Source organism: Corallococcus sp. CA054B (genome assembly GCF_003611625.1).
In the GTDB taxonomy this organism is placed as follows: domain Bacteria; phylum Myxococcota; class Myxococcia; order Myxococcales; family Myxococcaceae; genus Corallococcus; species Corallococcus coralloides.
Map to the genome: position 1 here is coordinate 29,398 of NZ_RAVY01000007.1, position 24,964 is coordinate 54,361.

At 69.3% G+C, this 24,964-nt stretch carries 18 protein-coding genes and 1 pseudogene; 12 read left to right on the plus strand and 7 right to left on the minus strand.

Features of this window, described 5'->3' with window-relative positions; all coding sequences use genetic code 11:
- Positions 1 to 143 precede the first annotated feature (143 nt).
- Together D7V80_RS03200 and D7V80_RS03205 are read left to right on the plus strand one after the other, a co-directional pair.
- A complete protein-coding gene (locus D7V80_RS03200; protein WP_120586743.1) occupies positions 144 to 1,493 on the plus strand; it encodes a PAS domain-containing sensor histidine kinase in 1,350 nt (449 codons plus the stop codon).
- Positions 1,490 to 2,860, plus strand: coding sequence for a sigma-54 dependent transcriptional regulator (locus D7V80_RS03205; RefSeq protein ID WP_120586744.1), 1,371 nt, complete (start codon positions 1,490 to 1,492; stop codon positions 2,858 to 2,860). Before D7V80_RS03200 ends, D7V80_RS03205 begins: the two co-directional genes overlap by 4 nt.
- A gap of 4 nt (positions 2,861 to 2,864) precedes the next feature.
- Here the strand turns inward: D7V80_RS03205 and D7V80_RS03210 are convergent, their stop codons facing one another.
- Complete coding sequence (locus tag D7V80_RS03210) at positions 2,865 to 3,893, minus strand: hypothetical protein (protein WP_120586745.1); 1,029 nt, start codon at positions 3,891 to 3,893, stop codon at positions 2,865 to 2,867.
- An 84-nt stretch (positions 3,894 to 3,977) separates the two neighbouring features.
- Here D7V80_RS03210 and D7V80_RS03215 point away from each other — a divergent pair, with 84 nt between their 5' ends.
- Entirely contained in the window at positions 3,978 to 4,421 is a 444-nt protein-coding gene (locus tag D7V80_RS03215; protein ID WP_120586746.1) for a putative immunity protein, read from the plus strand.
- A 103-nt stretch (positions 4,422 to 4,524) separates the two neighbouring features.
- Positions 4,525 to 5,403, plus strand: coding sequence for a hypothetical protein (locus D7V80_RS03220; RefSeq protein WP_120586747.1), 879 nt, complete (start codon positions 4,525 to 4,527; stop codon positions 5,401 to 5,403).
- Between the two features lie 13 nt (positions 5,404 to 5,416).
- On the opposite strand, the gene aac(3) is transcribed toward D7V80_RS03220, so the two are convergent.
- Positions 5,417 to 6,214 (minus strand): aminoglycoside 3-N-acetyltransferase, encoded by a 798-nt coding sequence (aac(3), locus tag D7V80_RS03225; protein WP_120586748.1) that lies wholly within the window; start codon positions 6,212 to 6,214, stop codon positions 5,417 to 5,419.
- 205 nt (positions 6,215 to 6,419) lie between these two features.
- Between aac(3) and D7V80_RS03230 the strand changes: the two genes are divergently transcribed.
- From D7V80_RS03230 to D7V80_RS41645, 3 genes are all read left to right on the plus strand, one after another.
- Positions 6,420 to 7,541, plus strand: a complete 1,122-nt coding sequence (locus tag D7V80_RS03230; protein WP_158616538.1) for a right-handed parallel beta-helix repeat-containing protein — start codon at positions 6,420 to 6,422, stop codon at positions 7,539 to 7,541.
- Between the two features lie 137 nt (positions 7,542 to 7,678).
- On the plus strand, positions 7,679 to 10,546 hold the full coding sequence (locus D7V80_RS03235) for a xanthine dehydrogenase family protein molybdopterin-binding subunit (protein ID WP_158616539.1): 2,868 nt from the start codon (positions 7,679 to 7,681) through the stop codon (positions 10,544 to 10,546).
- On the plus strand, positions 10,543 to 11,679 hold the full coding sequence (locus tag D7V80_RS41645) for a (2Fe-2S)-binding protein (RefSeq protein ID WP_158616540.1): 1,137 nt from the start codon (positions 10,543 to 10,545) through the stop codon (positions 11,677 to 11,679). The genes D7V80_RS03235 and D7V80_RS41645 overlap by 4 nt, the downstream gene beginning before the upstream one ends.
- Here the strand turns inward: D7V80_RS41645 and D7V80_RS03245 are convergent.
- Entirely contained in the window at positions 11,671 to 15,330 is a 3,660-nt protein-coding gene (locus D7V80_RS03245) for a VIT domain-containing protein (protein ID WP_120586751.1), read from the minus strand. The two genes, D7V80_RS41645 and D7V80_RS03245, sit on opposite strands and share 9 nt — an antisense overlap.
- Positions 15,331 to 15,438: 108 nt before the next feature.
- Between D7V80_RS03245 and tam the strand changes: the two genes are divergently transcribed.
- Positions 15,439 to 16,212 carry a trans-aconitate 2-methyltransferase gene (gene tam / locus D7V80_RS03250; RefSeq protein WP_120586752.1) on the plus strand — a complete coding sequence of 258 codons (774 nt, stop codon included), beginning with the start codon at positions 15,439 to 15,441 and terminating at the stop codon, positions 16,210 to 16,212.
- On the opposite strand, the pseudogene D7V80_RS03255 reads toward tam, so the two are convergent.
- Positions 16,193 to 17,155 (minus strand): annotated as a pseudogene (locus D7V80_RS03255) (PLP-dependent aminotransferase family protein); the annotation flags it as partial. The gene tam and the pseudogene D7V80_RS03255 sit on opposite strands and share 20 nt — an antisense overlap.
- Between D7V80_RS03255 and D7V80_RS03260 the strand changes: the two are divergent.
- Together D7V80_RS03260 and D7V80_RS03265 are read left to right on the plus strand one after the other, a co-directional pair.
- Positions 17,037 to 17,477 (plus strand): MetQ/NlpA family ABC transporter substrate-binding protein, encoded by a 441-nt coding sequence (locus tag D7V80_RS03260; RefSeq protein WP_233585103.1) that lies wholly within the window; start codon positions 17,037 to 17,039, stop codon positions 17,475 to 17,477. The pseudogene D7V80_RS03255 and the gene D7V80_RS03260 sit on opposite strands and share 119 nt — an antisense overlap.
- Before the next feature lie 133 nt (positions 17,478 to 17,610).
- Positions 17,611 to 18,132 (plus strand): hypothetical protein, encoded by a 522-nt coding sequence (locus tag D7V80_RS03265; RefSeq protein WP_120586753.1) that lies wholly within the window; start codon positions 17,611 to 17,613, stop codon positions 18,130 to 18,132.
- A 12-nt stretch (positions 18,133 to 18,144) separates the two neighbouring features.
- Here the strand turns inward: D7V80_RS03265 and D7V80_RS03270 are convergent, their stop codons facing one another.
- Genes D7V80_RS03270 through D7V80_RS03280 form a run of 3 tightly spaced genes read right to left on the minus strand, consistent with a single transcriptional unit; the run spans position 18,145 to position 21,312 of the window.
- Positions 18,145 to 19,824: a hypothetical protein gene (locus D7V80_RS03270; RefSeq protein WP_120586754.1), complete on the minus strand. Its 1,680-nt coding sequence runs from the start codon at positions 19,822 to 19,824 to the stop codon at positions 18,145 to 18,147.
- Between the two features lie 37 nt (positions 19,825 to 19,861).
- Positions 19,862 to 20,707: an alpha/beta fold hydrolase gene (locus D7V80_RS03275; RefSeq protein ID WP_120586755.1), complete on the minus strand. Its 846-nt coding sequence runs from the start codon at positions 20,705 to 20,707 to the stop codon at positions 19,862 to 19,864.
- Entirely contained in the window at positions 20,704 to 21,312 is a 609-nt protein-coding gene (locus D7V80_RS03280; RefSeq protein ID WP_120586756.1) for a TetR/AcrR family transcriptional regulator, read from the minus strand. Before D7V80_RS03280 ends, D7V80_RS03275 begins: the two co-directional genes overlap by 4 nt.
- Positions 21,313 to 21,546: 234 nt before the next feature.
- Here D7V80_RS03280 and D7V80_RS03285 point away from each other — a divergent pair, with 234 nt between their 5' ends.
- Together D7V80_RS03285 and D7V80_RS03290 are read left to right on the plus strand one after the other, a co-directional pair.
- Complete coding sequence (locus D7V80_RS03285) at positions 21,547 to 23,541, plus strand: S8 family serine peptidase (protein WP_120586757.1); 1,995 nt, start codon at positions 21,547 to 21,549, stop codon at positions 23,539 to 23,541.
- Positions 23,542 to 23,640: 99 nt separating this feature from the next.
- Positions 23,641 to 24,057, plus strand: coding sequence for an EamA family transporter (locus tag D7V80_RS03290; protein WP_120563698.1), 417 nt, complete (start codon positions 23,641 to 23,643; stop codon positions 24,055 to 24,057).
- Positions 24,058 to 24,964 lie beyond the last annotated feature (907 nt).

A 24,964-nucleotide genomic window follows, 5' to 3' on the forward strand; every position in this document is an offset into this window, starting at 1 on the left:
ACCGGGCGTGTTCGGATTTCCGACGCCCGGTGCCGGGTCTCCGGACACGGGAGGTCGGAGAGGAAGAGTCCCCGGGGCACACGGGCTGGGGCATCCGCCTTGCTTGGGCATAGGGTAGCGCCCACGGTCCAGGAGGACGCGCCTTGCATTCCCCAACCCAGCCCACGACCGCCGGAGTCGAGCAGGTCCAACGCGAGGCGTTCTCGCGGCTGTTCCGGCAGGTGACGCGGGTGCTGACGTTCCTGAGTCCCCTGCCGGTGGTGATGGTGTCGCTGGGGCTCATTGGCGACACGGCCGCGTGGCGCCGCTGGTGCGTGGCGCTCGCGTTGGCGCTCGTGGTGGGGGGGCTGGCGGTCGTCACGGCGTGGCGGCGCCAGCCGGTGGTGTCCCACGAGTCGGGCAGGCTGTTGCCACTGGTGGCCTTCCCCCTGTTCACGGTGGTGAACCTGGCGCTGGGGGGACTGGAGAGCCCGCTCATCCCCCTGGTCCTGCCGGCATCACTGGCCACGGCCATCCTCTTCCCGCCCGCGCGGGCCCGCAGGTGGGCGGTCTACCTGCTCGCGCTGGTGGGCGTGCAGGCGGCGGTGACGCTGACGGGCGCGGTGGGGGACCTGGTGCCAGTGCTCTTTGGCGGAGGCCCGCGCGCGGGACACAACAACGCGCTGCTCCTGACGATGCTCGCGGTGACGGTGTTCCTCGTCATGTGGACGAACTTCGTCGGCACGAACCTGCGGCGCACGTTCCGGGGCATGGTGCGCACGGCTCTGGATGCGCGGGATGAAGCGTTGAAGGCACATGAGGAGCGGGTGCGCTCGCTCACCACGCTGTCCGGAGAGATTGCCCACGAATTGAAGAACCCGCTGGCGAGCGTGAAGGGCCTGGCCGCGATGATTGCCCGCGAGGTGGAGGGCCGTCCCGCGGAGCGGCTCGCGGTGCTGCGCCGGGAGGTGGACCGGATGCAGGAGATCCTCGAAGGGTTCCTCAACTTCTCCCGGCCGTTGCTCCCGCTCAATGAAGCGCACGTGCCGCTGGATGGCCTGTGCCGGCAGGTGGCGGAGCTGCACGAGGGCATGGCGGGAGAACGGGGCGTGGGGCTGCGGGTCGCGGAGGGGCCGCCGGTGGAGGCGTGGTGTGACGCGCGCAAGGTGCGGCAGGTGTTGATCGACGTGGTGCAGAACGCACTCGACGCCGCGCCCCGGGGCAGCACGGTGGAGCTCCAGGCCTGGACGGCCCCTGAGGGGGGCGGCCGCGTGGAGGTGCGGGATCGGGGCCCCGGGCTCGCGGCGGAGGTGAGAGAGCGCGTCTTCGAGCCAGGCATCACCACGAAGCCCCATGGCTCCGGCCTGGGCCTGGCCCTGTCACGAGCGTTGATGCGCCAGCACGGCGGAGAGTTGAGCCTGCGAGCCCGTGACGGCGGAGGCTGCGTGGCGGAGCTGACTCTTCCGGCCGCGCCCCAACAGGTCGAAGCGCCGCGTAAGGAGGCCCTGTCATGAAGGCCCGCGTGCTGGTGGCGGATGACGACGCGGGCGTGCGCTACACGCTGCGTGGCTTGCTGGAGGATGACGGGCTCACCGTGGAGGAAGCGGTGGACGGAGAGTCCGCGCTCGCGCGCCTGGACTCCGAGCCGCCCGTGGACCTGGTGCTCAGCGACCTGCGCATGCCGCGCGTGGATGGCATGGAGCTGCTCCGCCGCGTCGCCGCGCGTCCGCATGCGCCCCGCGTCATCCTCATCACCGCGCACGGCTCGGAACGCCACGCCGTGGAGGCCATGAAGCTGGGCGCGCTGGACTACTTCCGCAAACCCTTCGACGTGGACGACGTGCTGGCCGTGGTGCGCCGGGCGCTCGGGATGGTCCGCCTGGAGGCGGAGAACGAGCGGCTGTCCGGCGAGGTGAACCTGCTGCGCTCGCTGGTCTTCGTGTCACCTCCGATGGCACGGCTGGCCCTGCTCATCCAGCGCGTGGGCCCCCGCGACGTCACCGTGCTGATCACAGGGGAGAGCGGCACCGGCAAGGAGCGCGTCGCCGAGGCCCTGGTGCGCGCCTCACCGCGCGCGGACAAGCCCTACGTGCGCTTCAACTGCGCCGCCCTCACGCCGGAGCTCGCGGAGGCGGAGCTCTTCGGCCATTCGAAGGGCGCTTTCACCGGCGCCGTGCGAGCCCGGCCCGGCCTCTTCCGCGAGGCCTCCGGAGGCACCCTGCTCCTGGACGAAGTGGGAGAGCTCGCCCTGCCCCTCCAGGCGAAGCTCCTGCGCGTCTTGCAGGAGGGCGAGGTGCGGCCCGTGGGCGAGGACCGCTCCTTCCCGGTGGACGTGCGCGTCCTGGCCGCGACCCACCGCGACCTGCCCCAGCGCGTGGCGGAGGGCCGCTTCCGCGAGGACCTCTATTACCGCCTCAAGGTCGTGACGCTCCAGGTGCCGCCGCTGCGAAGCCGCCCGGAGGACATCGCCGCGCTCGCGAGGCACTTCCTCGCCCGCCACACCGAGCGCTTCCACATGCCGCCAGTGCCACTGACGCCCGCCCTCCTGGAGCGCCTCACGGCCCACGCCTGGCCCGGCAACGTGCGCGAGCTGGAGAACGCCCTGGAGAGCGCCGTGGTGCTGTCCGCCGACGGAACCCTGGACCTGGAGCTGTTGCCCGGAGGCGCCAGCGTGCCCACGTCCCAGGCCCCGGCCCACACGGGCGCCACCCTGCGCGAGAAGCTGGATGCGCACGAGCGAGAGCTCATCCTCGCGGCGCTCGCGGCGTCCAAGGGGCAGCGCACGGAGGCCGCGAAGGCGCTGGGCATCGGCCGCGCGACGCTGCACGACAAGCTCCGCAAGCACGGCCTCCTGAGCGAAGGCGAGGAACAGGAGCGCTGAAGGCTCACGGCTCGGGCGGTACGGGCTCCGGCGCCGTCTTCACCTCACAGGCGTAGTTACCGGAGCGGGCTCCGGGTCTCCGGGGATGGCAGGCGAGGACAGGCAACGGCGGAGCGCCCGAGGGAAAGGGGAAGCGGCCTTCGGCCAACTCACACGCGGGCGCGGAGGGGTTGGACCAATCGCACGCCCTGGCCGGCAGACGCTCCATCGGAAACCACTCCGACTTCCGGCTCCGGCGCTCGTCGCAGACCTCCTGTGGCTCGCCAGGGTCGACACAGTGGAAGTCAGACACCTTTGGCGTCCTCGGTCGAAGTTCCAATCGCTTGCACCAGCGGAGCTGGACCCGCCGCTCGCATGACTGTTCCCCTCGGGACGACCCGGAGGCTTCGGTCAACTCGAACGCGCGGCCCTCCCGTGACACCCCAAGCATCACCCGGTGCGTCGCGTACGCCCCCGTGAAGAACGGTTCGCCCGCCTTCCACAGCGCCTCCGCATCCGCATGCCACGCAGGTGTGGCGGGAGGCATCTCCGGAGGAGCCACCAGACGTGCCCCAACCGCCTGGATGTCACACACCTCGCAGCTAACGGCCTCACGCTGAAGCGCCACGGGCACCGGCGGAAGGATGCCCGTGCGGAGCCAGGTCAGTTCGCTGTCATCCGGCGAAAGAACCCTGCGGCTTCGCATGCATCTCCAGGCATCCTCCGGGCTGGTGTCGTCGGCATAGATCAACCATGTCTCGCCCCGGGGCAGGTTCAGGACGCAGTCACCGCCCCTCCCGTAAGGGAGCTGCAACACCGCACATGCCTTGACGTGGCCCTTGAACGCCTCCAGGACGTCCACGGTGGCGAAGCGTGCGGACGGGTCCTCCGAGTCCCGGACCCGCCCCAGGTAGATGAACCCGGCCTGCTCCCGCGCCTCCTTCAGCGCGCCGGGAAGTCCCTGCGTGCGAGAGATACATGAGCAGGCCCACGCCGACGCCGGCACCGCCAGCCATCCCACCAGCACCGCGATCCACCACGCGTTCCTGACCATGGAAGCCAGTCTAGCCACACATTGACCTGAGAGGCTGGAATGACAGTGAATACGCAAGGAGTGTGACGCCGGGAGGGGCGGAGCATGGAGTTCGACAAGTCCGACCACGAAACCCTGGCCCGTTGGGCCGCCGACTGCGCCGAGCACGTCCTCCCCTTCTTCGAACAGAAGTTCCCGGAGGACCACCGTCCCCGCCACGCCATCGAAGCAGTGCGAGCGTGGCAACAGGGTGAGCTGCTGATCACCGACGCGCATGCTGCCGCCATCGCCGCGCACGCCGCTGCGTCGGATGCCACCGCGCACGCCTCCGCATGCGCCGCGGCCCGCGCCGCTGGCCACGCCGCCGCTACCGCCCACGTCGCAAGCCACGCGTCGCAGGCCGCCACCTTCGCGGCCACCGCCGCGGCCCATGGTGTGAGCGATATCTCGGATGCCGCCGAAGCCACCGCCCGGGAACGCGACTGGCAGCGCCAGCAGCTGCCAGAACACCTCCACGCCCTGGCGTTTCCTGCCCGGAACAATCGCTGAACGCACTGCGCGTGCGCGACGCATCCCGGCCATGCCCACCACCCGGCATTGGCTCGGCCGCGCCATTTGACAAAACAGGCAAAATCAGTTTTCCATTTTTATCATGAACTTCAGAAAGCCAGTGTTGTGCACGGTGGTGCTGGCCTCCGTCGCCTGTGGTGGCGAGACCTTCGAGGGTGAGTCGGTCGCGGCGGAGGACCTGGCCACCACGCGGCAGGCGGCCTTCTCCGGCGTGAACGGGACGGTGTGCGAGGAGAGCCCGTACAACTGCAAGCTGCGGCCGTCCGGCGGCAACCGCGTGCAGACCAATGACCCGGACGACGACGACTCCTGGGGCATCACCACGGGCGTGCCCATCCGCGACGGCAACGGCACCGTGGTGGGCACGTCCACCCGGACGCGCTCCCTCTTCAACTACGGTCAGACGCGCACGTTCGCGGGAGAGCTACACGCCTTCGCGACGTCCACGTCCAACTCCAGCGCCGGCTGGCTGCCCATGTCCGCCATCCTGGGCCTCACCTCCTTCGAGCAGAAGGTCGGCCACGTCTCCGCGCTGAGTTCCGGGCTGAGCAAGATGGCGTGCTACGCCGTGCGCAACTGGCACGACACCAACCTTGAGCTCAAGAAGGTGGTCTACGACAGCACGGCGACCCACGAGCGCGCGGGGGACTACCTTCCGCTCGTGCGGGCCAATGGCCTGCGCTCGGCGAACCTCACCTTCAACGTGCCGGGCTTCGGCCTGGGCGGCGTCGCGGTGGACCACTTCCCCGCTGGCACGAAGTTCCAGCGCCTGGACGTGCCGACGAACTCGGGCGCCCCCTCCATCGACATCCCGCTCTGGGTGCAGGACAGCGCGGGGCGCTACCGCCAGCAGTCCGGCACCATGAAGTTCATCTACGGCTACGTCATCGCCGCCACCGGCACCCGCCGCAACGGCTGGATGGCCTATGACGCGCTCGAGGTCAGCTCCGGCTGTCCTTGAAGCACGGCGCCCTTCAGCGGTGATACGCCTCCAACCACTCGACACCCCGGCGCAGCAACCGGCGGGCGTCGAAGAGATGTGACACGGCCCGGGCAACGCTTCCGGAGCGGCCGATTCCCTCCGCGAGGCATTGCTCTCCAATGCGCGTGAAGGGGTCCACGCTGGACGCGCGCAGGGCGTCGGTCACCGGCTCGCGGGTATCGAACTCCTCGAAGTCCACCCAGCGCCGCTCGCCCCCCACCTGGAGCGGTCGCTGGTAGCGGACCACGCGCTTGCCGGGGAGGTCCGCCAGGTGCTCCGCGTGGTGGAGGACCGTGAGCGTCTCCAGCGGCGCGCCGAGCATCAACACCTTGCCCCCCGCCTCCACCAGCCGGGCCAGCGGCGAGCCGGGGCCATAGCCGTAGTGGAAGGAGTGGTCCGCGCAGAGCCACTCCGCCCGCGCGCCAATGGCGACCATGCCCGCGTCCGGATGGTCGCTGCGGACCGCGCCGGGCCAGGTCCTGAGAGTCTCCGCGAGGATGCCGTGGTCGCGGCTGGCCCGCGCGGTGCGCTTGTCGAAGGTGGGGATCTCATCGCGCAGGCGCGCGTCCTCGAAGTCCTCCGGCTCCGCGCCCATTTCCCAGTCCAGGTAGGCCATGAGCGTGCCCCGGCGGCCCACCGTGTCGAGCAGCGCCTGCGCCACCGCGTTCACCCCACCCAGCACGGGCCCGAGGCTCCGGAGGCCCGCATGGACCATCACGAGGTCGCCCTCCTCCAGCCCCAACCGCCGCAGGTCCTCCCTCAAGTCGGTCCGGGTGGCAGGGGTCCTCATGGCTCCATCCTTCCTGTCGCAGGGCACTGGAGGATAGCAACCGCCTCGCACCGTGGGGCGCTGTAGGTCTGTGCTTCTCCTCGCAATCGCCTGACACCGACAGACGGACTGGGGGGCACGAGGGGGTGTGCGCAGCCTCCCCGCTCGGGGGCGGACGGCCTCCGGCGAGGGGGGAAGCAGGATGACAAGAATTCGGGATGGGATCGTGACGTGGCCCCTGGCGCTGCTGCTTCTCGCGGCCACCACCGCGAAGGCCAGCACCCAGGAGGAGCCAGAAGCCTTCGAGGCCCGCGCCGTCCGCTGCGGAGAGGTCCTGACGCGGAACACGCGGCTCACGCGCGACCTCACCTGCGCGGGTACGCCCATTCCCGCCCTGCGGATCGCCGCGCCGGGCGTCGTGCTCGACCTGGGAGGCCACACCGTGCGCCGGGCCGGGAGCGGGCCGGGCGACACGGTGGGCATCGCGGCCGAAAGCGACAGCACGGTGCGCAACGGCACGATCCGAGGCTTCAACTGGGGCTACGCGTACGCTGCCACCGTGCACGTGCACCGGGTCGCGCTCGTCGACAATTGGACCGCCATCTTCCACATGAACGGCAGTGGAGGGCTCCTGCTCACGGACTCGAGCATGAGCGGGAACCGGCTGGGCTTCGGCAGCGAGTTCGACGCGACGTCCGGCTCCATCGACATCCGTGGGTCCCAGTTGAGCGGCAACGGGCTCGGGTTGTACGTGGACTATCACGACACCCGCATCACCGGCTCGACCTTCACGGCGAACGAGACCGCCCTGTTCTGCTACTCCGGCAAGGTCCTCATCCGGTCGAGCACGTTCACCGGGAACGCCTCCGTGGCGGACCTGACATGGAGCAGCAGCCGCTTCGACAACTGCTATGAACTGGTCTTCGAAAACTCCATCATCGCGAACAACACCGCGTTCGGGACGCCTGAGAATCCCGACTGGCAGGCGTTCGACTTCCAGATGCGCAACACCTGGGTGATGAACAATGGCGAGGGACTGCGCCTGGCGGCCCAGACGCTCGACGTCCGCGGCAACCTCTGGTGGGACAACGAAGGAGGGCTGACGCTGTCCAACCTGCCGGACTTCGAACCCGTCCCGCAGGAGGGCCCGGTGCGCAACAACCGCTTCATGTCCAATCGCGGGGACGGCCTGCGCGTCCTCCCGGGCAGCACGCCCACCCTCTCCAGCAATACCTGCCAGAACAACACGGGCTGGGGCATCCACGCGCCCACTGCCATTGACGGAGGAGGCAACGCCGCGCGCGGCAATGGCGCGGGCGGCTGCGTCGGGGTTGCCTGCGCCCCGTAAAGCCTCGCAGGAGCGGCCGGGGACTGGCGCCCCAACTCTCGCAATTCAACACATCCAACGCGAACGACTTGCATGGAAGCCCCGTCCACGCCTGTCGTGGCATGCGATCCTCCACCGGGCAGCCTTTGGAGTTGACCATGTCTTCAGTGATGAATGACCGCGAGAAGAAGGTTCGCGGCATGAAGGTCTACGGGCGTGACTTCCGCCCGCAGGAGCTCTGGAGCGGGTCATCGGGCTGTCGTTACGTCTACCTGCTTCGCGCCACCCGCGCGAATCAGAAGTACCTCGGCCTCGACCGCCAGCAGTTGGACCAGGTCTTCGCGGAGCGGGGCCTCCAGCCCCCGGACGTCATCGAGGCCGCGCAGCTCGCGGAGCGGCTGATCGGGGCCCCCTACAAGCAGAAGCCCAATCTCTCCGCCAGGCCGGAAGCCATCGCGCACCCGGCCCAGGGCGTGGACCTCGCCTCCCTGGTCAATGGCGTCAAGCTGGGGAAGCTGATCTCGGTCGAGTCCTTCGGGCTGTATTGGCTCACGCCTCCCGGCGGTTATCCCGATCACATCGGCCAACCGGTGGCGCTCCTGCTGTTCAGCCGCGCTGGCGATCTCCGTGACTTCGCCAGTTGGAACCGGATGGCCCGCCGGCGGGAGGACTACACACTCCTGCGCTTCGACCGCTCCTCGCAGCTGGACCGGGAGCAGGACATCCGGCGGCTCCTCAATCCATTGATGGCCGCCAGACCCCTGAAAGAAGAGTCCTACTACGGCTCCGTCCACTTCATCCGCAGCCAGCTGGACAAGAGCCCGGACCATCCCTTTCCACCGAAAGACATTGGCAGGAGCCGGTACGACCCTGAAGGCCTGGCGGCCAACGCGGACCCGCCGCTGGACCCCAGGCAACTGGCCCTCAACCTGGAGGCACGCAAGGCGCGGGAGGCGATCCGCCGCTCCGCGTCCGAGGAGGGGCTCGCGTGGCTGCGCCGGACCTACTTCACCCAGAGCATCGATCCGATGTTCATGGAGCCGGAGAACGGCCTGGCCTGGTTCGACGAGACAGGCGCCGGGCCGGCGCTGCGGATCGCGGCCGGGACCCAATCCCCCAGGAAGGACAGGGAGTCGATCGAGCAACTCACCGAGGTCGCGGTCAAGGGCGACACGCTGCCGAAGCACGCGATCGAGCTGATGACCTTTCCGATTGGCGGCGGCTTCGGGGGTCGCGACGTCTCGACGTTCCCGGTCTACCTGGCCATGGCGGCGATCTTCTCGGACACGCCGGTGCGCCTGCTCTTCGACAGGTATGAGCAGTTCCTCTGCGGCATCAAGCGGCACGCCGCGGTGATCCAGAACGAGCTCGCCTACCACCCCGAAACGGGCGACCTCCACTCGCTCCACTCCACCATCTACATGGATGGAGGCGGGGTGCTGAACCTCACCAAGCCCGTGGTGGAGCTGTGCGCGCTCCACGCCGCGGGCCCCTATGCTTTCAAGCACAACGCGATCAGCGGATATGCCATCAGCACGGACAGCGCGCCCGCGGGGTCCATGCGCGGCTTCGGCATTCCACAGGCGGCCTTCGCCATCGAATCGATGATCGATGAAATCGGGACCACGGTCGGCACGAAGGACCCGATTGAGTTCCGGCTCAAGAACAGCCGGCTCCTCAAGACCGGGGATGTGGACGTCGCGGGCTTCGAGCTCCGTCACCACCTCGACACCCAGCGCATCTGCGAGGAGGCCGCGAAGGAGCCCCTCTGGCTGGAGCGGGAGGCGAAGCGCAAGGAGTACGAAGAGCGCGGAGGCGGGCTGGTGAAGTACGGCGTCGGGTTCGCCTGCGCGATGCAGGCCATCGGGACCAGTGGTGACGCGGTGTTCGCGGAGGTGAGCATCGACCCGAAGGGCGAGGTGACGGTGCGGTCCACCGCCATCGAGATGGGCCAGGGCTCGGATACCTCGCTGGCCATCGCGACGACGAAGGTGCTCGGCCGGCGAGCCTCCCGGGTCGTGCTCGGGGTCCTGGATCGCTTCGACCATCCGAAGGTGAGGCTTCAAAGGGGCAACTACACCCAGGGACAGCCGACGAACACACCGAAGCTCGACAACTCCATGAGCGCCTCGGTGACGGCGTTCTTCCACATCCATGCCGTCGAACAGGCGGCGCAGGTGGTCTTCGACCATGGGCTGAAGCCCTGCGCGAAGCGCATCTGGGGGGACGTGCCGGAGACGGCCACCTGGCAGGACGGCCAGCTGGTGGCTCCGGACCGGCAGCCCATTGCGCTCGAGACGCTCGCCGCCATGGCCCATGAGCAGGCAGCGCAACAGGCCGGGCAGGTCTGCACCGGGGCAATCGTGCACACCTATTACCGGAACGCGTATGCCTGCTCGCCATACACAATCAACCAGACGACGCAGGAGCGCTACATCGACGGGCTGTCCGTGCTCTACCAGGGAGACGTGGAGGACGTCGGAAACTACGAGCGGGTGCGCCGGGAGAGAGACATTCCCCTGGACCTGGTCGCGGCGGACGCGGAGCGCCACATCCGGAGCGTCTACGCCTCGGTGGGGCACCTCATCGCGCTGACGGTGCACACGCGGTCGGGAGCGATTGAAGTCGTGGACGCCGTCACCCTCCTGGATGCGGGAGAGGTCCACCACCTGGAGAGCGTGCAGGGGCAGGCGGATGGTGGCTTTGCCATGGGCCTGGGAATGGCGCTGCTCGAGGAGGTTCCTCCGTCGCCCGTGGGCGTGGACGGCGACCTCAACCTCCACCGCTATCCGCTCATCCGGGCCACGCACCTGCCGCCCGGAGGGCTCCAGCTGCGGATCCTGGAGCTCGCCCCCGGAGAGCAGATCCTGAAGTCCGGGCCCCCCATCCGGAAGAAGGGCATCGCGGAAGCCGTGATGACCCCGGTGATGCCGGCCATCGCCAACGCGATCGCACACGCCACGGGAGCCCGGTTGACCATTCTCCCCTTCACTCCCAAGCGCGTGCTGGAGGCGCTGAAGCCATGAGCCAGGGCACCCGACGCATGTTCACCCTCCACATCAACGGGGTGGAACAGAAACCCACCGCGGCGGGCGGCGATCTGCTCGTGGACGTCCTGCATGAGGAACTGGGCCTCACGGGCACGAAGCTGAGCTGCGGCATCGGCTCGTGCGGAGCCTGCAAGGTCATCGTGCAGAAGGAGCCCGGAGGCCCGAAGATGGCCATGCTGGCGTGCTACGCGCGCATGGACTCGATTGAAGCGCTGCACATCACCACCGTGGAGGGCTTGAAGGGGCCGGACGGGGAGCTTCACCCGCTGCAGCGAGAGTTCCTCGACGGGCATGCGTTTCAGTGTGGGTACTCGACCCCTGGCATGCTGATGGCAGCCGACGTGCTCATGGATCAGCTGGCGCGGCGACCAGTGCCGGTCGCGAAGCTGGACAATCGGATCCGCCAGGCCATCGCGGGCAACCTCTGCAGGTGCACGGGGTATGTGAAGTATGCCCAGGCCATCAAGAAGGTCATCCTCGCGACGCCGGGGCTGACCTGCCTGGAGGAGCCCGCTCCCGAGGCAGCGCGCTCGGTGGTCACCTTCCGGATCCGCAAGCAGTCCTCGAACGATCTCGAGGAGAAGGCGCTGGTCGGGTTCTTCGATCAGGTGGACGCGACGGTGCAGTTCGCGACGCCGTTCCGGTTGGACACCTGCATCGGGAAGGTGACCGTCAAGACGGACGCCCTGCGGACGGGGGAGCCGGTCCGCGACTTCAACCTCCGGAGGTTCTTCTTCCAGCAGGTCGACTCCATCGACTTCACCCTGGATTCGGCCGAGGTCATCGACGGGCGCTACCAGCTCGACGCGGTGCCCTTCGGGACGGCCATCCCGGTGAACATCCAGGGCCGCCTGGGAGTCCTCGGCATCAAGCTCCCGGCGCTCGCCGATGCAGTGGTGACGGTGCTGGACGCCAACAACCTGCGAATCACCTCGCGCGCGCCGGTGATGGTCGACATGCGGGACTGCGGTTTCGCCGTCGACTCCTTCGCGAAGGACTTCTTCCTCAAGCTGGGGCGCACGGTCGAAGTCACCTTCGACCTGCTTCTGGAGACGAAGGAACAGGCGGGCCCGGCGCTCTGGCGCACCGGGAGCAAGCCCTCACGGTGAGGGCTGCGCCGCCACGCGGTCCTTGGACGCCACCAGCTCCTCGCGCCGCAACAACAGACGCGCGTTCGTGTTGGGCAGGATGCGCACCTGGAAGCGCCGCTGGGCCATGTCTTCGGCCGTGAAGACATTCCGGTCGCTCACGAGCAGCAGCGCGGTGGGCACCACGTACCGCGACGAGCGGTTGCCGTAGTAGTGCACCAGCACGTGGTACGGCCCCGGCGCCGCCTTCCGCGCGTGGTACAGCTCCGGCCCCAGGCCATCCGTGATGTCCCAGTACAGCTGCCCGCCCAGCGACGTCTGCTTGTGCTGGTAGAAGCACTTCTCCCCGTTCGGCTCGATGACCCACAGGTCGATGTCCGTGCTGTCCGAGTTCCAGTGCGTGGTGAGCTGGTAGTCGATGGGCCGGGCCTCCGCGAACATCCCCTCACCCAGAGGTCCCTTGAGCCCGGCGCGGCGCGCCTTGAGCACGGAGGCCACCTCCGCGAGCCGGGGCTGCCGCTCCAGCCCCGCCAGCATCCGGGCGTAGTGGAAGCCCGCCACGGTCCGCAGCTCGTCGCCATGACGCTTCCAGGACCGCGCCAGGACGATCTCGTAGTTCCGGGCGGCCTCCGAGTAGCGCCCGGCCGCGTCCAGCGCGAGCGCCTCCTCCAGGAAGGCCTGCGCCTCGAAGGGACGGCTGAGGCGCACGTGCTCGAAGAGCTCCGCCGCCGCCGGATACTGCCCCAGCGCCAGCAGGCCATACCCCACCAGCCGCAGCGCCTCCGCGTCGCGGGGCCGCAGCTCCACGGGCGACGACAGCGCACGCACCGCGCCCCAGGTGTCCCCGGAGAAGGCCCGCCTGCGCGCCACGGCCTCGTAGATCATCACGTCGTCCCGGTTCTCCCGCCGCGCCTTGCGATAGGCCAGCTCGGCCTGGAGCCGCTCGTCACCGCCCGCGTACGGCGCGTCCTTCAGGGGCTGGCGCCGCAGGAGCGCGGGCAGGCCCTTCTGCTCGGCGAGCCGGGCCACCACCGCGCGGCCTTCGGCGGGCACGTCGTCCAGCGCGATGCCCAGGAGCTTGTCGCGGCGCTGGTCCTCTTCCCTGCGCCGCAGCGACTCCAGATTCGCCAGGTCCACCTGCTCATCGCGGACGGCGTAGCGCGTGTAGTCGCCCTCCGACTCCAGCACGAGCATGGACGCGCGGGCGTTGGCCAGCCGGTAGTGCTGGCTGAGCGCCACCACCATCCGGTCCAATCGCTCGTCATCCAGGGACACCAGCTGGGACACGAAGAGCTCCGCCCACGCCCGGGGCGCGAACGTGCTGTTCGTGTCCACCGGCAGGGGGATGCGCAGCGTGCGCTCGGGCCCGGTGCCCGCCTGGGTCACCACCTCCAGCGCCGCTTCGCCCTTGCCCGGCAGCCGCCCCGCCACCTGCAGCTCCTGCCCGGGGAAGACGAGCCGGGGCCGGCCCGCCACCACCAGGTCCTTCACGTCCGCGCCCACCACCGACACGCGGGACAGCACCACGGACGCCGCGCGGTGCGCCTTCGCCGCGGCATCCACCTCCGCCGCGGACAGGACGTTCACGACACGCCCGCCGCTGGAGCGGGACAGCGCGTCGAAGAGCTCCGTGTTCACCGCCGCCTCGCCGAAGCGGTACGTCACCCAGCGCAGGGACTCCACGCACGGATGCCGGGAGAGGAGCGCGTCCACGCGGCTCTGCCCCCACGTGATGTTGCCGTCGGAGAGCAGGAAGGCCGTCACGCGCTCCCCGGCGGCGGAAGGCTTGAGCCACTCACGCCCGGCCCGGTCCAGTTCGTCCAACGCGCCGTCCACGTGTGACGCACCCTCCAGGAAGACGCGCTCCAGCTCCGCGAAGCTGGCCTGGCGGTTCGCCGCGTCGTTCGGGCGGAAGCCCGGCCCGTGCAGCCAGCGCGGACGCACGTCGAAGAGGAGGACCGCGTACTCCTTCAACGTCGCGTCCTTCTCCAGGAGGGCGCGCAGCGTGGCCGCCTGGATGGCCCAGGCGTTGCCGTCCTCGGAGGACAGCGAGGTGTCCACCACCAGCACCGCGCGGCCCGTGGGAGGCCCCTCCGCGCCCGAGGTGAGCTGCTCCGGCAGCCGGACCCGCGCGTGGAAGGCGCGGCCCGGAAGGCCCGCGTCATCCGAGCCCACCAGCACGTCCGCGTCCTTTTCGCGAGGCGCCAGGGCCACGCTCAGAGCGCCGTCCCCGGTGAGCTTGGGCAGGTCGTAGACCCAGAAAGCATCCAGCTTGCTGCGCTTCAAGACCACCCCCTCCGGCTCCACGAGGATTTGCCTGGCATGGTTGGGATCCACGTGGACGCGGGCGCTGACGCGCAGCTCCTTGCCTGCGTCCGGAGGCAGCGGCCACGTGTAGCGCAGGTGGGTTCCGTCGAAGAGCAGCGTCTGCTCATACGCGATGACGACGCGCTTGAGGGACTTCGGAGGCAGGGGGAAGACGCGGGCGCTGAAGGTGGACGCGCCCGACCATTCGAGCAGCGCGGGGTCCACGTTGCGGCGCACGACGTCCTCGTACACCTCCCGCGCGCGCTTCTGCTCCACGACGCGGGCCTCCTGGATGTCGCCCCAGGAGCGCTTCGCGCCACGGGCCGAGGGAGGCGCGGAGGCCGCGAGCCGCTCCGGCTCCGCCGGGTCATCCCCCAGGGGCGGCAGCAGGTCCGGCGACTGGAACAGCGAGGGCGTGTCCACCGCCACCGACCCTGAGTACAGCGCGAAGCCCGCCACCGTCGCACCGCCAGGGAGCGGGTAATAGAACGTGCCTTCGAGGCTGCGGCCGGAGTCGTTCTCGAAGAGGTGATCGACCACGGTCCGCGCGCGGGCGCCCTGGATGTACGTGACGACGCGCACGGCGCGGGCCTTGAGGGGCTGGTAGCGGCCGTCATCGCCCATGACCAGCACCTTGGCGGCGCGAGGCGCTGCCTCCACGCGAGGCAGCACGGGCTTCGGGGCATCCTCCGCCTTGGCGGCCTGCTTCTTCGCGGGCTTCGCTCCGGCCCCGGAGCCGAAGCCTCCAGCGGATGTGCCACCGCCACCGCCACCGCTGCCCTTGATGATCTGAATGATCTCACGGCGGCGCTGCTCCAAAGGAGGGGGCGCCGCTCCGAACATGTTTCCAACAACGCCTCCGACGACACCGCCGGCCACACCGCCCTCGACTCCATCCGCTTCCGGCTCAGCGGGGGCCCGCGCGGCGGGCATGGCCGCGAGCCGTTCACGGTCCGCGCGAGCATCCCTCTGGCGGCGCTCCATCTCCTCACCCATCGTGGCATCCAACAGCTCCGCCTCCCCCAGCCCCGGGGCTTCCAGGGCGCGCGGGGCTGACGGAGCAGGTGCACCCGCGAGATCACGGTCCCGCGGTGGACGGGCGGCGGATCGAGAGAGCGCCGCGACCTCCTCTTCGGAGAGCACCTTCGGATCCGCCACGGAGTCGCGCAGCGCCGCGAGGTCCACCTCACCCGTGTCCGGTTGTCCCGCGACGGTGGCGGGAGCCACCAGCCCCGCCTGGATGAAGGGCGCGGTCTTTTCAGACGAAGCGGCAACCTTGGGAGGGGCCACGTCCGCGTCCCGTTTGCATCCCGAGGCGAGGAACCCCATCAGCAACACGACAGCGGAAGTACGAAAGAGGCTCATGATTGAACGCTAACCCATCCGCGAATGGCGAGCGCATGCCCGCGAAGACATGGACAACCCATGACACCGCCGTGACGCGGTAGGTTCCCAAGAAAAAAGGGGACGCCCATGGACTGGTCAGCCGCGCAGTACACGCGCTTCGAGGACGAACGGAACCGCCCCATCCGGGACCTGCTCGCGCGGGTTCCCACGGCTGACGTGAAGCGCGCGGCGGACATCGGCTGCGGCCCCGGCAACTCCACGGAGCTGCTGCGCGCCCGCTTCCCCAGGGCCGCCGTCACCGGAATGGACAGCTCGCCGGACATGCTCGCCGCGGCGCGCAAGCGCCTGCCGGACGTGCGGTTCGACCTGGGAGACATCGCGACCTGGAGCGACCCGGGCCCCTACGACGCCCTCCTGGCGAACGCTGTGCTGCAGTGGGTGCCGGACCACGCCACCTTGATGCCCGTGCTCCTCCACAAGCTGGCGCCGGGTGGAAGCCTCGCGGTGCAGATGCCGGACAACCTGGAGGAGCCGTCCCACCGGCTGATGCGGGAGACCGCCAGCGCGGGGCCCTGGGCGGACACACTGAAGGGAGCCGCGAGCGCCCGGACGGAGCGCCACGATGCCGACTGGTACTTCCGCACGCTGCGCGAGGCCGGAGCCACCACGGTGGACGTCTGGCGCACGACCTACTTCCACCCGCTGACCGGAGGCGCCGGCGCGGTGGTGGAGTGGTTCAAGGGCTCAGGGCTCCGGCCCTTCCTTGAACCGCTCGACGCGGGGGAGAAGACAGACTTCCTCGGCCGCTACCAGGAAGGGATTGCCCAGGCGTACCCGGCCCTGCCCGACGGGACGGTCCTGCTGCCCTTCCCCCGGCTGTTCATCGTCGCGACGCGCTAGCAAGTCCGGAGGCGAGGCTCCCCAGCGTAGCGACAGCGGCCTCGATGCGCGGCGTCCAGGGCTGGCCACAGCTCAGCCGGATGAAGTTCCGGTAGGAGTCCGGCCGCGCGGAGAAGATGGACCCCGGCGCGATGCTGATGCCCGCCTCCAGTGCCCGCGCGTTGAGCGCGTGGGCATCCACCGAGGGAGGCAGCTGCACCCAGAGCAGCAGCCCTCCCGAGGGCAGGGCCACGCGCGTGCCCGAGGGAAAGTGTTCGGCGACGGCGCGGGCCACGTGCTCCACCTGCGAGGCAAGGTTGCGGCGCAGGGCGCGCAGATGTCTGTCATAGCCGCCGTTCTCCAGGAAGCGCGCGACCGCCTCCTGGGTCAGCAGCGGCGACGCCACGGTGTGCGCGAACTTGAGCAGCTCCACGCGCTCCCGGAACCGGCCCGGGGCCACGTAGCCCACGCGGAAGCCCGGGGCGATTGTCTTTGAAAACGAACCACACAGCATCACCTGCCCGCGCGTGTCGAAGGTCTTGCAGGGGCGGGGACGCTCCGGGCCGAAGTGCAGGTCACCGTAGATGTCGTCTTCGATGAGCGGCACGTCGTGCGCGGTCACCAGCTCCACCAGCCGGCGCCGGTTTGCCTCCGGCATGCAGCTGCCCACCGGGTTGCTGAAGCTGGGGACCACCAGCACCGCGGACACGCGCCGCCGCTCCAGCGCGGCCTCCAGCGAGTCCAGCTCCATGCCATGACGGGGATGGCAGGGAATCTCCAGCGCCTTGAGGCCCAGCGATTCGATGGCGAGCAGCGTGCCGTAGTAGGCGGGGGACTCGATGGCGATGGTGTCTCCCTTGCGCGCGGCCGCGACGAGGCACAGGTGCACCGCTTCGGAGGCCCCGCTGGTGGTGACGAAGTCATCGGCCCCCAGCGCGCAGCCCCACTCCAGCGAGCGCTTCGCCGGTGAGCGCCACCTCGCGTTGAAGAGCGTGGGCGCGGTGCACCTGGAACCGCTCGCGCTCTACTCCCTCCGGTTCCGGCAGCTCGCGGAGCTCCCCATGGGCGCGAAGCTCAGCCTGCCGGCGGACCCCAGCAATGCCGCGCGCGCCCTGCACCTGCTCGCGAAGCAGGGGCTGCTGACCTTGCGCGAAGGCGCGGGAGCGGGCGCCACGCTCCAGGACGTGGTGGGCAATCCGCGCAAGCTGGACCTGAAGGAGATCGACGCCGAGCAGCAGCCCCGCACGCTGGAGGACGTGGACGGCGCCGTCATCCCCGCCTTCTGAGCTGCCGGGGCGCCGAGTGAGCGATGGCGAGGGCCGGAGGTCGTGCCCCTGGCCCCGGTACAATGGCCGGATTGGCTTCCCACTGCTCACATGGAATCCTCAGAACGCCCAACCCGCTCATCCAGGACGCCCCATGCGCTTGAACCTCCTTCCCGTCATCGGATTGCTCTTCCTTCCTGCCTGTGGCTCCAAGTCGGAGCAGACGGAGGGCGTGGGGTCCCTGCAGGGCGACAAGGCCTTCCCGGTGACCTGGTCCGGCGAGCTCCTGCCGCGCAGCCCCGACGGCGGGACCTCTTTCTCGATTGCCGTGCTGGCTGACACCGACTTCTCCGGGCTCTGCACGACCCCCGCGGACGCCGGCTATGACCTTCCGCCGTCCCGCTTCGTGACGGTCTCGGTCCTCGGCCCCCCTGCGACAGGGACATTCGAGGTCGGCAACGCCACCGGCCCCGGGTTCGTCCAGATCCAGCAGCGCCTCACGGACGGGGGAACGGAGACCCTCGGGGTGGCCACCAGCGGGAGCATCCACCTGACGACCGCTACGACGGACCGCCTCGTTGGAAGCTTCGATGTCCAGGTCCAGGAAAGATCCGACGGAACGAGGACAGGTTTGACGGGAACCTTCGACGCCCCGTTCTGCGCGAACCGGAAGTGATGCCTCCCTGAATCAAACGATATCCAGGCCGTACTGCGCGGCGGTCAGGTACTGGAGCATCACGAAGTAGACGCTCGAGGAGGCCTTGTGGCCCGAGGCCCCCTGGTAGGATTTGATCATCTCGTTGCGCAGGGCTCGCAGCTGCGTCTTGTTCCGTGAGCGGTTGTCCGTGAAGGGGTTGCTCAGCTCCGACACCAGGCCACACGCATCGGCGAAGGCATCGAACGAGGCCCCATCCGTGTCGTCCACGATCTCGTAGTCGGCCTTCTTCTTCCCACTGCCCTTGACCACGTCCGCCCAGAGCCGCGCGCGCACCCGCGCCCGCTCTTCGGAGACACTGGAGATGAGCGCGATCTTCAGGTGCGCCGCGAGCGCCTCCGCGGCCCAATCCCTACCCGGCCGCACCGACGCCCCCCAGGCCCCGGTGGGGTTGAAGTCGAACGTGGGCCAGAAGCCCGGGTCCGCGGGCAGGCCCATCCTGCTCTCCTTCCGGATGAGCCCGACCAGCCCCTTGCGCACCTCCTCGGGCTCATGCGCGTCCGGGAAGGCCAGCGTGCAATCCTTCAAGGGAATCTCCTGCCCCAGATGACACGGTGACGTGAGCGGATGCGTGAACACGCCCACGACCGAGTTCACGGCCGTCACCCCGGAGGTCTTCACCTTCTTGCTGTTGTGCACGGCGTCGTACGGCGAGAAGTAGTGGAACACCTGCGCGGGCCCGCCGATGTGCAGCTCCAGCTTCTCTCTCGACTTCTCACCCAGCACGACGGGCGGCGCGGAGATGGCGTAGCAGCAGACGCTCACCCGGTTCTTGATCTTCGCGTAGACCTTCTCCAGGAGCTCGCCGCCCGCCAGGTCCAGATACGCGCACTGCGCGAGCGCGCCGCCCAGGCTGTGGCCGGTGAAGATGATCTCCCGTGGAACGCGGCCGTGCATCGCCTCCAGGCAGGCCGCCGCCAGGGACTCCTGGCAGCTCGCGTAGGCGTACCAGAAGCCAGCGGACAGCTTCGCGTTGCTGAACCGGCCGACCTTCACCTCCTTCAGGTGGTTCATGTCGGTGACCCAGTCCGGGCTGCCCGCGCTGTTGACCAGCGCCTGTCCCAGCGCGCGTCCGCCGCTTCCGCTCCGGCTGCCGCGAAAGACCACCGTCAGCCGCTCGAGGTCGGGGTCGTAGATGGCGGCCCCCATCCAGCTGGGCCAGCCCGCCGTGGGGTGCGTCTGCGTCATCCCCGTCTTGCCCTGGAAGTAGCAGCACCGCTTCGAGCCGCTCGCCTCGGAGTGCTCCAGGCCCAGCAGCGTCCGCTCCCCGAAGAGCTCCTGGACCTTGATGGGGATGTCCTCCCCTTCCAGGTCCACGCCCTTCGAGAAGGAGATGGAGCGGTCCAGCTCCCGCGGCTGGAACAGGATGTACGGTGAGGCTCCCGTGCCGCCCCGGTACACGACTCCGCTCCGGGGGTTCGGCGGAGTCCTCAGGTCGTATTCGATGGGATCGAACTTGTGGATGTCCGGTTCGCTGCCGAGCAGCTTGTGCACCTGGGCCAGGACGCGATCCCTCGCGCCCTGCCACATCCCGGCCCCGTGGGATTCGTAGAACGGATCCATCGGATAGACACAGCCCTGGGCGTACGCCTTGTAGGCGAAGCGGCAGTACTCCAGCATCTCCAGCGCCGTCTGGGCATCGGGGTGAGGCACGGGGTGACTCCTGGGGAGCAGCAGCGGACGTTGAGGATCAAACGGGCGCTGGCGGCAGGGAGTCAATGGAGCGGGGCTGACCCACACGGGCCAGTTGCTCCAGCAGCGCGGCACCCACCGCGTCAGGCGCTTCCAGTTGCGGGAAGTGACCCACGTCCTCCAGCTCCAGCACTCGCGCACGGGGCAGCGCCTGCTTCCACCGCGCCAGGTGCTCGGGCTTCACGACCTTGTCCGCCCTACCCCAGACGACCAGCGATGGAACGTCCGCGAGCCGGCCCAGGCCCTGCCCCTGTTCGTCCATCCACGGGCCTTCGTGGGAGATGGAGCGCGCGAAGCCCCAGGTGCCCATCCGTGACGCCCGGTCCGGAAATTGAGACATGAACGACTGGTGCAGCTCCCGCGTCAGCTTCGTGCGGCGTCCCCAGGACATCTTCACCAGCGTCCGCGCGGAGAAGTTCCAGGACAGATACAGCCATCGCATCAACGCGTTGTCGACATTGGGGCCCTTCAGGTCCCACAGCCAGCTCTGCACCACGGTGAGGCTCAGCACCCGCTCCGGCGCCGCGATGGCGAGCGGCAGCGCGATGGGCCCACCAAAGTCATGCACCACCAGGTGGAACGGTCCCAGCGCCATCTGGTCGAACCAAGCGCGCAGGTTCTCCACGTGCCAGGGCAGCGAATAGGTGCGCCAGTCCCCGGGCCGTTCGCTGTCGCCGAAGCCCAGGTGCTCGGGCGCGAGCACTCGGTACGACGGCGAGAGCCGCCGGGCCACGTCCCGCCACTCGCGCGACGACGAAGGCGTTCCGTGCACCAGCACCACCGGCGTACCCTGCCCCTCCTCATGCCACGCCATCTCACCGCCTGGAACCTTCAGCCGCTTCATGGGGTGTCTGCCTTTCGCTTGCGGGAAGGAGTCGCGGGCCACCTTCGGGCCGCGGCGCGGATCACCGCGGCGGCGGGGTAGCCGCCTTCGTGCTGCACGTACTGCTGGGAGATGCCCTCCACCAAGGCGAAGAGCACCCGCGCTTCAATGTCAGCCTCTTGCACGCCGCGCGCCGCCAGTGCCGCTTTCAGCCGCTGGTGCGTGGCCCCCAGGAAGTGCTCAAACGGCAGCTTCAGCCGCGCCAGCACCTCCGGCTGGTGACGCAGGCCCTGGCTCAGCCGCCAGAGGTCCCGGTGCGCGTCCATCATCTCCACGGCGGACGTGAGCAGGACCGTGACGAAGCCCCGCGCGGTGGGTTCGCGGTCCGCGGCCTCCAGCGTCCGCGCGACGTCCAGCATCGACGACTGCATCAGCGCGGAGAGCACCGCCTCCTTCGATTCGAAGTGCGAATAGAGCAGCCCCACGGCGATGTCCGCCTCCTGCGCGAGCGCGCGGACAGAGGTCCCGTCGAAGCCGTGCCGGGAGAAGAGCCGCACCGCGGCCTGGAGCACGCGCTCCCGCGTCTTCTCCCGGAGGACTGCATTGGCGTCAGCCGTACGAGGCATGCCCCCAATCTTTGAATGAACGCTCGCTCAATGCAAGGGACTCAATATCCGCCGTCACGCCACCCCGGGAGCGGCCGCAGGTCCGGCTCGACGAACCGGCCCCGGACGATGCCTGGCAAACACACACGGGGCGCGGCGCCGAAAGCCGTATTGACCAGTTATTCAAGAATAGCTAATTTCACAGCTTGTGCGTGGGCTTCCGATCCGGTGCCCGCACGTTCCCTGAGAGGCCGAATGAAACTGAAACTGACCCAGGCGGTGAGCGCCATCTCCCTTCTGGCCGCGGCGTGCGGCCCGATGCCGGAGGGCCCGGAGTCCGACAGCGAGCAGATCGGCCAGACGGCACAGATGATCCGCCGCGAGCGGGCCATCCCCAACGAGTACATCGTCGTCCTGCGCGACTCGACGCAGGAGGTCCGGCAGCAGGGCGCGGCGAACATCGCCCGGGAGCTGGTGTCCCTCGGCGGAGGCCGGGTGCTGCGGACCTATGAGCACTCCATCCACGGCTTCCTGGCGAACATGACCGAGGCCGAGGCCCGCCGCCTCCTGTCCGACCCGCGCGTGGCGTACGTGCAGGAGAACGGCCTCATCCACGTGTCCGCGACGCAGACCGGCGCGACCTGGGGCATCGACCGCATCGACCAGCGGGACCTGCCGCGCAACAGCTCCTACACGTACAACGTCGACGGCACCGGCGTGCACGCGTACGTCATCGACACCGGCATCCGGCAGACCCACACCGAGTTCACCGGCCGCATCGGCAACGGCTACGACTTCATCGACAACGACAGCGACCCGTCCGACTGCCATGGCCACGGCACGCACGTGTCGGGCACGGTGGGCGGCACGACCTGGGGCGTGGCGAAGAAGGTCACCCTCCACGGCGTGCGCGTGCTCGACTGCACGGGCTACGGCAACGACGCGCAGGTCATTGGCGGTATCGACTGGGTGGCGGCCAACCACGTCAAGCCCGCGGTCGCCAACATGAGCCTGGGCGATGTCGGCATCCAGGCCATCGACGACGCAACGGAGCGGCTGATCGCCGCGGGCGTCACCACGGTGGTCGCCGCCGGTAACGACAGCGCCAACGCCTGCAACTACTCGCCGGCCCGCGCGCCCAACGCCATCACCGTGGGCTCCACCACCAGCAGCGACGGCCGCTCGTCGTTCTCCAACTACGGGACGTGCGTGGACATCTTCGCGCCGGGCTCGAGCATCACCTCCGCGTCGAACTCCGGCAACTCGTCCAGCACGTCCATGAGCGGCACGTCCATGGCGTCGCCGCACGTGGCTGGCGCCGCGGCGCTCTACCTGAGCGCCAACCCCAGCGCGACGCCCGCGCAGGTGCGCGACGCGCTGGTGAACAACGCCACGCCGAACAAGGTCACCAGCCCGGGGACCGGTTCTCCCAACAAGCTGCTGTACACGCTGTTCATCACCGGTGGCGGCGGCAGCGACACCACCCCGCCCACGACGTCCATCACCTCTCCCGCGGGCGGCGCCACGCTGAGCGGCACCGCGAGCCTGAGCGCCAGCGCCACCGACAACGTGGGCGTCTCTCGCGTGGAGTTCTACGCGGGCACCGCGCTGCTGGGCACGGCGACGGCCTCGCCGTACAGCATCTCCTGGAACACGGCGACGGTGGCCAACGGCACCTACGCGCTGACCACGAAGGCCTATGACGCGGCGAACAACGTGGGCACGTCCTCCACGGTGTCGGTGACGGTGAACAACGGCACGGGCAGCTGCTCCATCACCGAGCAGCTCCTCGTCAACGCCGGCTTCGAGAGCGGCAACACGGGTTGGACGACGTCGTCCGGCGTCATCGACGGCACCACGTCCGGCAGCGCGCCGCGCACGGGCACGTACAAGGCCTACATGAACGGCTACGGCACCACGCGCACCGAGTTCGCCTACCAGGACGTCACCATCCCCGCCTCGGCGTGCAGCGCCACGTTCACCTTCTGGGCGCGCATCACCTCCTCCGAGACGACGACCTCGACGGCCTACGACAAGCTGGCCGTCCAGGTCCGCAACAGCGCGGGCACGGTGCTGGCCACGCTGGCCACGTACAGCAACCTGGACAAGGGCACGGCCTACGTCCAGCGGACGTTCAACCTGGCCGCGTACAAGGGCCAGACGGTCCGCATCTACTTCAACGGCACGGAGGACTCGTCGCTGGCGACGAGCTTCTTCATCGATGACACGGCGCTGACCGTCGTCCGGTAGTCCTCCGCCAGGAAGTGGATGTACAGAGGCCCAGCAACCCCACCGGGTTGCTGGGCTTCTGCTTTCGGCGTCCATGCCGCTGCCCCTGGAGTCACACACATGACGTGGTGGATCTACGCCCTGGCCGCCGCGGGTTTCGCCGCGCTGACCGCCATTCTGGGAAAGGTGGGTGTGGAGGGAGTGCCGTCCACGCTCGCCACCGCCCTGCGCACCGTGGTGGTGCTCGTCTTCGCCTGGACGCTCGCGCTGGCCCGGGGAGAGGGCGCCGCCCTTCCCTCCCTCAGCCGCCGCACGCTCCTCTTCCTCGCGCTCTCCGGCGTGGCCACGGGCCTGTCGTGGCTGGCCTACTTCCGAGCGCTCCAGCTCGCTCCCGCCTCGCGGGTGGCGCCCATCGACAAGCTCAGCCTGGCCCTCACGCTCGTGCTGGCGTGGGGCCTGCTGGGAGAGCCCATGTCGTGGAAGCTCGTCGTGGGCGTGGGGATGATGGTCTGCGGCGCGCTGCTGACGCTGGGCTGACACCTCGCCCGCGTTCGCTGGATGCATTCCTCCATCAGCCGTCCCAGCTCCGCCTGGGGCAACACACCGTTGCGCGCGAGGAAGGCCTCATCGACTCCCGGGATGCTGGGGAGTGAAGGCGTGCGTTGTGTCTCCAGCGCTTCCAATGCCTGACGCAGCGCCTGCTTCGCCGTGCCGCCGCCCCGCTCCAGGGCGAATGCAATGACATCCCAGGCCAGCTCCGCGTGCCGTCCCTCATCCTCGGCGATGACCGCCAGCGTCTCACGCACGACCGGGTCGCTGGCCCGCCTTGACGCTTCAGCGGCGACGCTGGCGGCAAGCTCTTCCCCCAGGCATCCATCCAGCAACGACCCGCGCACCAGCCGCGACCAGTCGTCACCTTCGGCTGGACCGGGACGCTGGGGACGGTCCTGGCTCAGCTCCGGAATCATTCCCGCGCTCCAGGGCAGCCCCGAGTAGGCCCGGGCGAGCGCGAAACACCGCCGGGCATGACGGACCTCGTCCAGGGCCGCCAGGTGACACGCCTCCAGCAGCTCCGACGGCGCCCCCAGGGCGGAGAGCTTGAGCGACAGCTTCGCGAAGGCGGGAACCGACGCGTGCTCCATGCCCGCGGAGTAAAGCCACGCCTCCCCCAGCACGGTCCGCTGCCAGGGCGTGAGACCCTCGATGTTGGGAGTGGCGTCGTCCGCCCAGCCGTCGCCCAGGGCTCGACGGGCCACGCGAGCGCGCCCCCTGAGACGCAGCACGCGCCCCTTCGAGAAGTTCATGTCACTGATTGCACTGTAAGCCCAGTACACGAGCCCCATCGTCGAGGCGCCCAGGACCGTCAGGATGCCTCCACGGATTCCGGAGCCCTTCGACATGACGACGATTCCCGCCACGAAGAGCACGGGCCCCGAGAGGACGA

Coding starts and splice junctions, on each gene's coding strand:
- D7V80_RS03205 (WP_120586744.1), top strand. CDS start 1,490: ATGAAGGCCCGCGTGCTGGTGGCGGATGACGACGCGGGCGTGCGCTAC.
- D7V80_RS03210 (WP_120586745.1), bottom strand. CDS start 3,893: ATGGTCAGGAACGCGTGGTGGATCGCGGTGCTGGTGGGATGGCTGGCG.
- D7V80_RS03215 (WP_120586746.1), top strand. CDS start 3,978: ATGGAGTTCGACAAGTCCGACCACGAAACCCTGGCCCGTTGGGCCGCC.
- D7V80_RS03220 (WP_120586747.1), top strand. CDS start 4,525: ATGAACTTCAGAAAGCCAGTGTTGTGCACGGTGGTGCTGGCCTCCGTC.
- D7V80_RS03235 (WP_158616539.1), top strand. CDS start 7,679: ATGTCTTCAGTGATGAATGACCGCGAGAAGAAGGTTCGCGGCATGAAG.
- D7V80_RS41645 (WP_158616540.1), top strand. CDS start 10,543: ATGAGCCAGGGCACCCGACGCATGTTCACCCTCCACATCAACGGGGTG.
- D7V80_RS03245 (WP_120586751.1), bottom strand. CDS start 15,330: ATGAGCCTCTTTCGTACTTCCGCTGTCGTGTTGCTGATGGGGTTCCTC.
- tam (WP_120586752.1), top strand. CDS start 15,439: ATGGACTGGTCAGCCGCGCAGTACACGCGCTTCGAGGACGAACGGAAC.
- D7V80_RS03260 (WP_233585103.1), top strand. CDS start 17,037: ATGGTGTCTCCCTTGCGCGCGGCCGCGACGAGGCACAGGTGCACCGCT.
- D7V80_RS03265 (WP_120586753.1), top strand. CDS start 17,611: ATGCGCTTGAACCTCCTTCCCGTCATCGGATTGCTCTTCCTTCCTGCC.
- D7V80_RS03275 (WP_120586755.1), bottom strand. CDS start 20,707: ATGAAGCGGCTGAAGGTTCCAGGCGGTGAGATGGCGTGGCATGAGGAG.
- D7V80_RS03280 (WP_120586756.1), bottom strand. CDS start 21,312: ATGCCTCGTACGGCTGACGCCAATGCAGTCCTCCGGGAGAAGACGCGG.
- D7V80_RS03285 (WP_120586757.1), top strand. CDS start 21,547: ATGAAACTGAAACTGACCCAGGCGGTGAGCGCCATCTCCCTTCTGGCC.
- D7V80_RS03290 (WP_120563698.1), top strand. CDS start 23,641: ATGACGTGGTGGATCTACGCCCTGGCCGCCGCGGGTTTCGCCGCGCTG.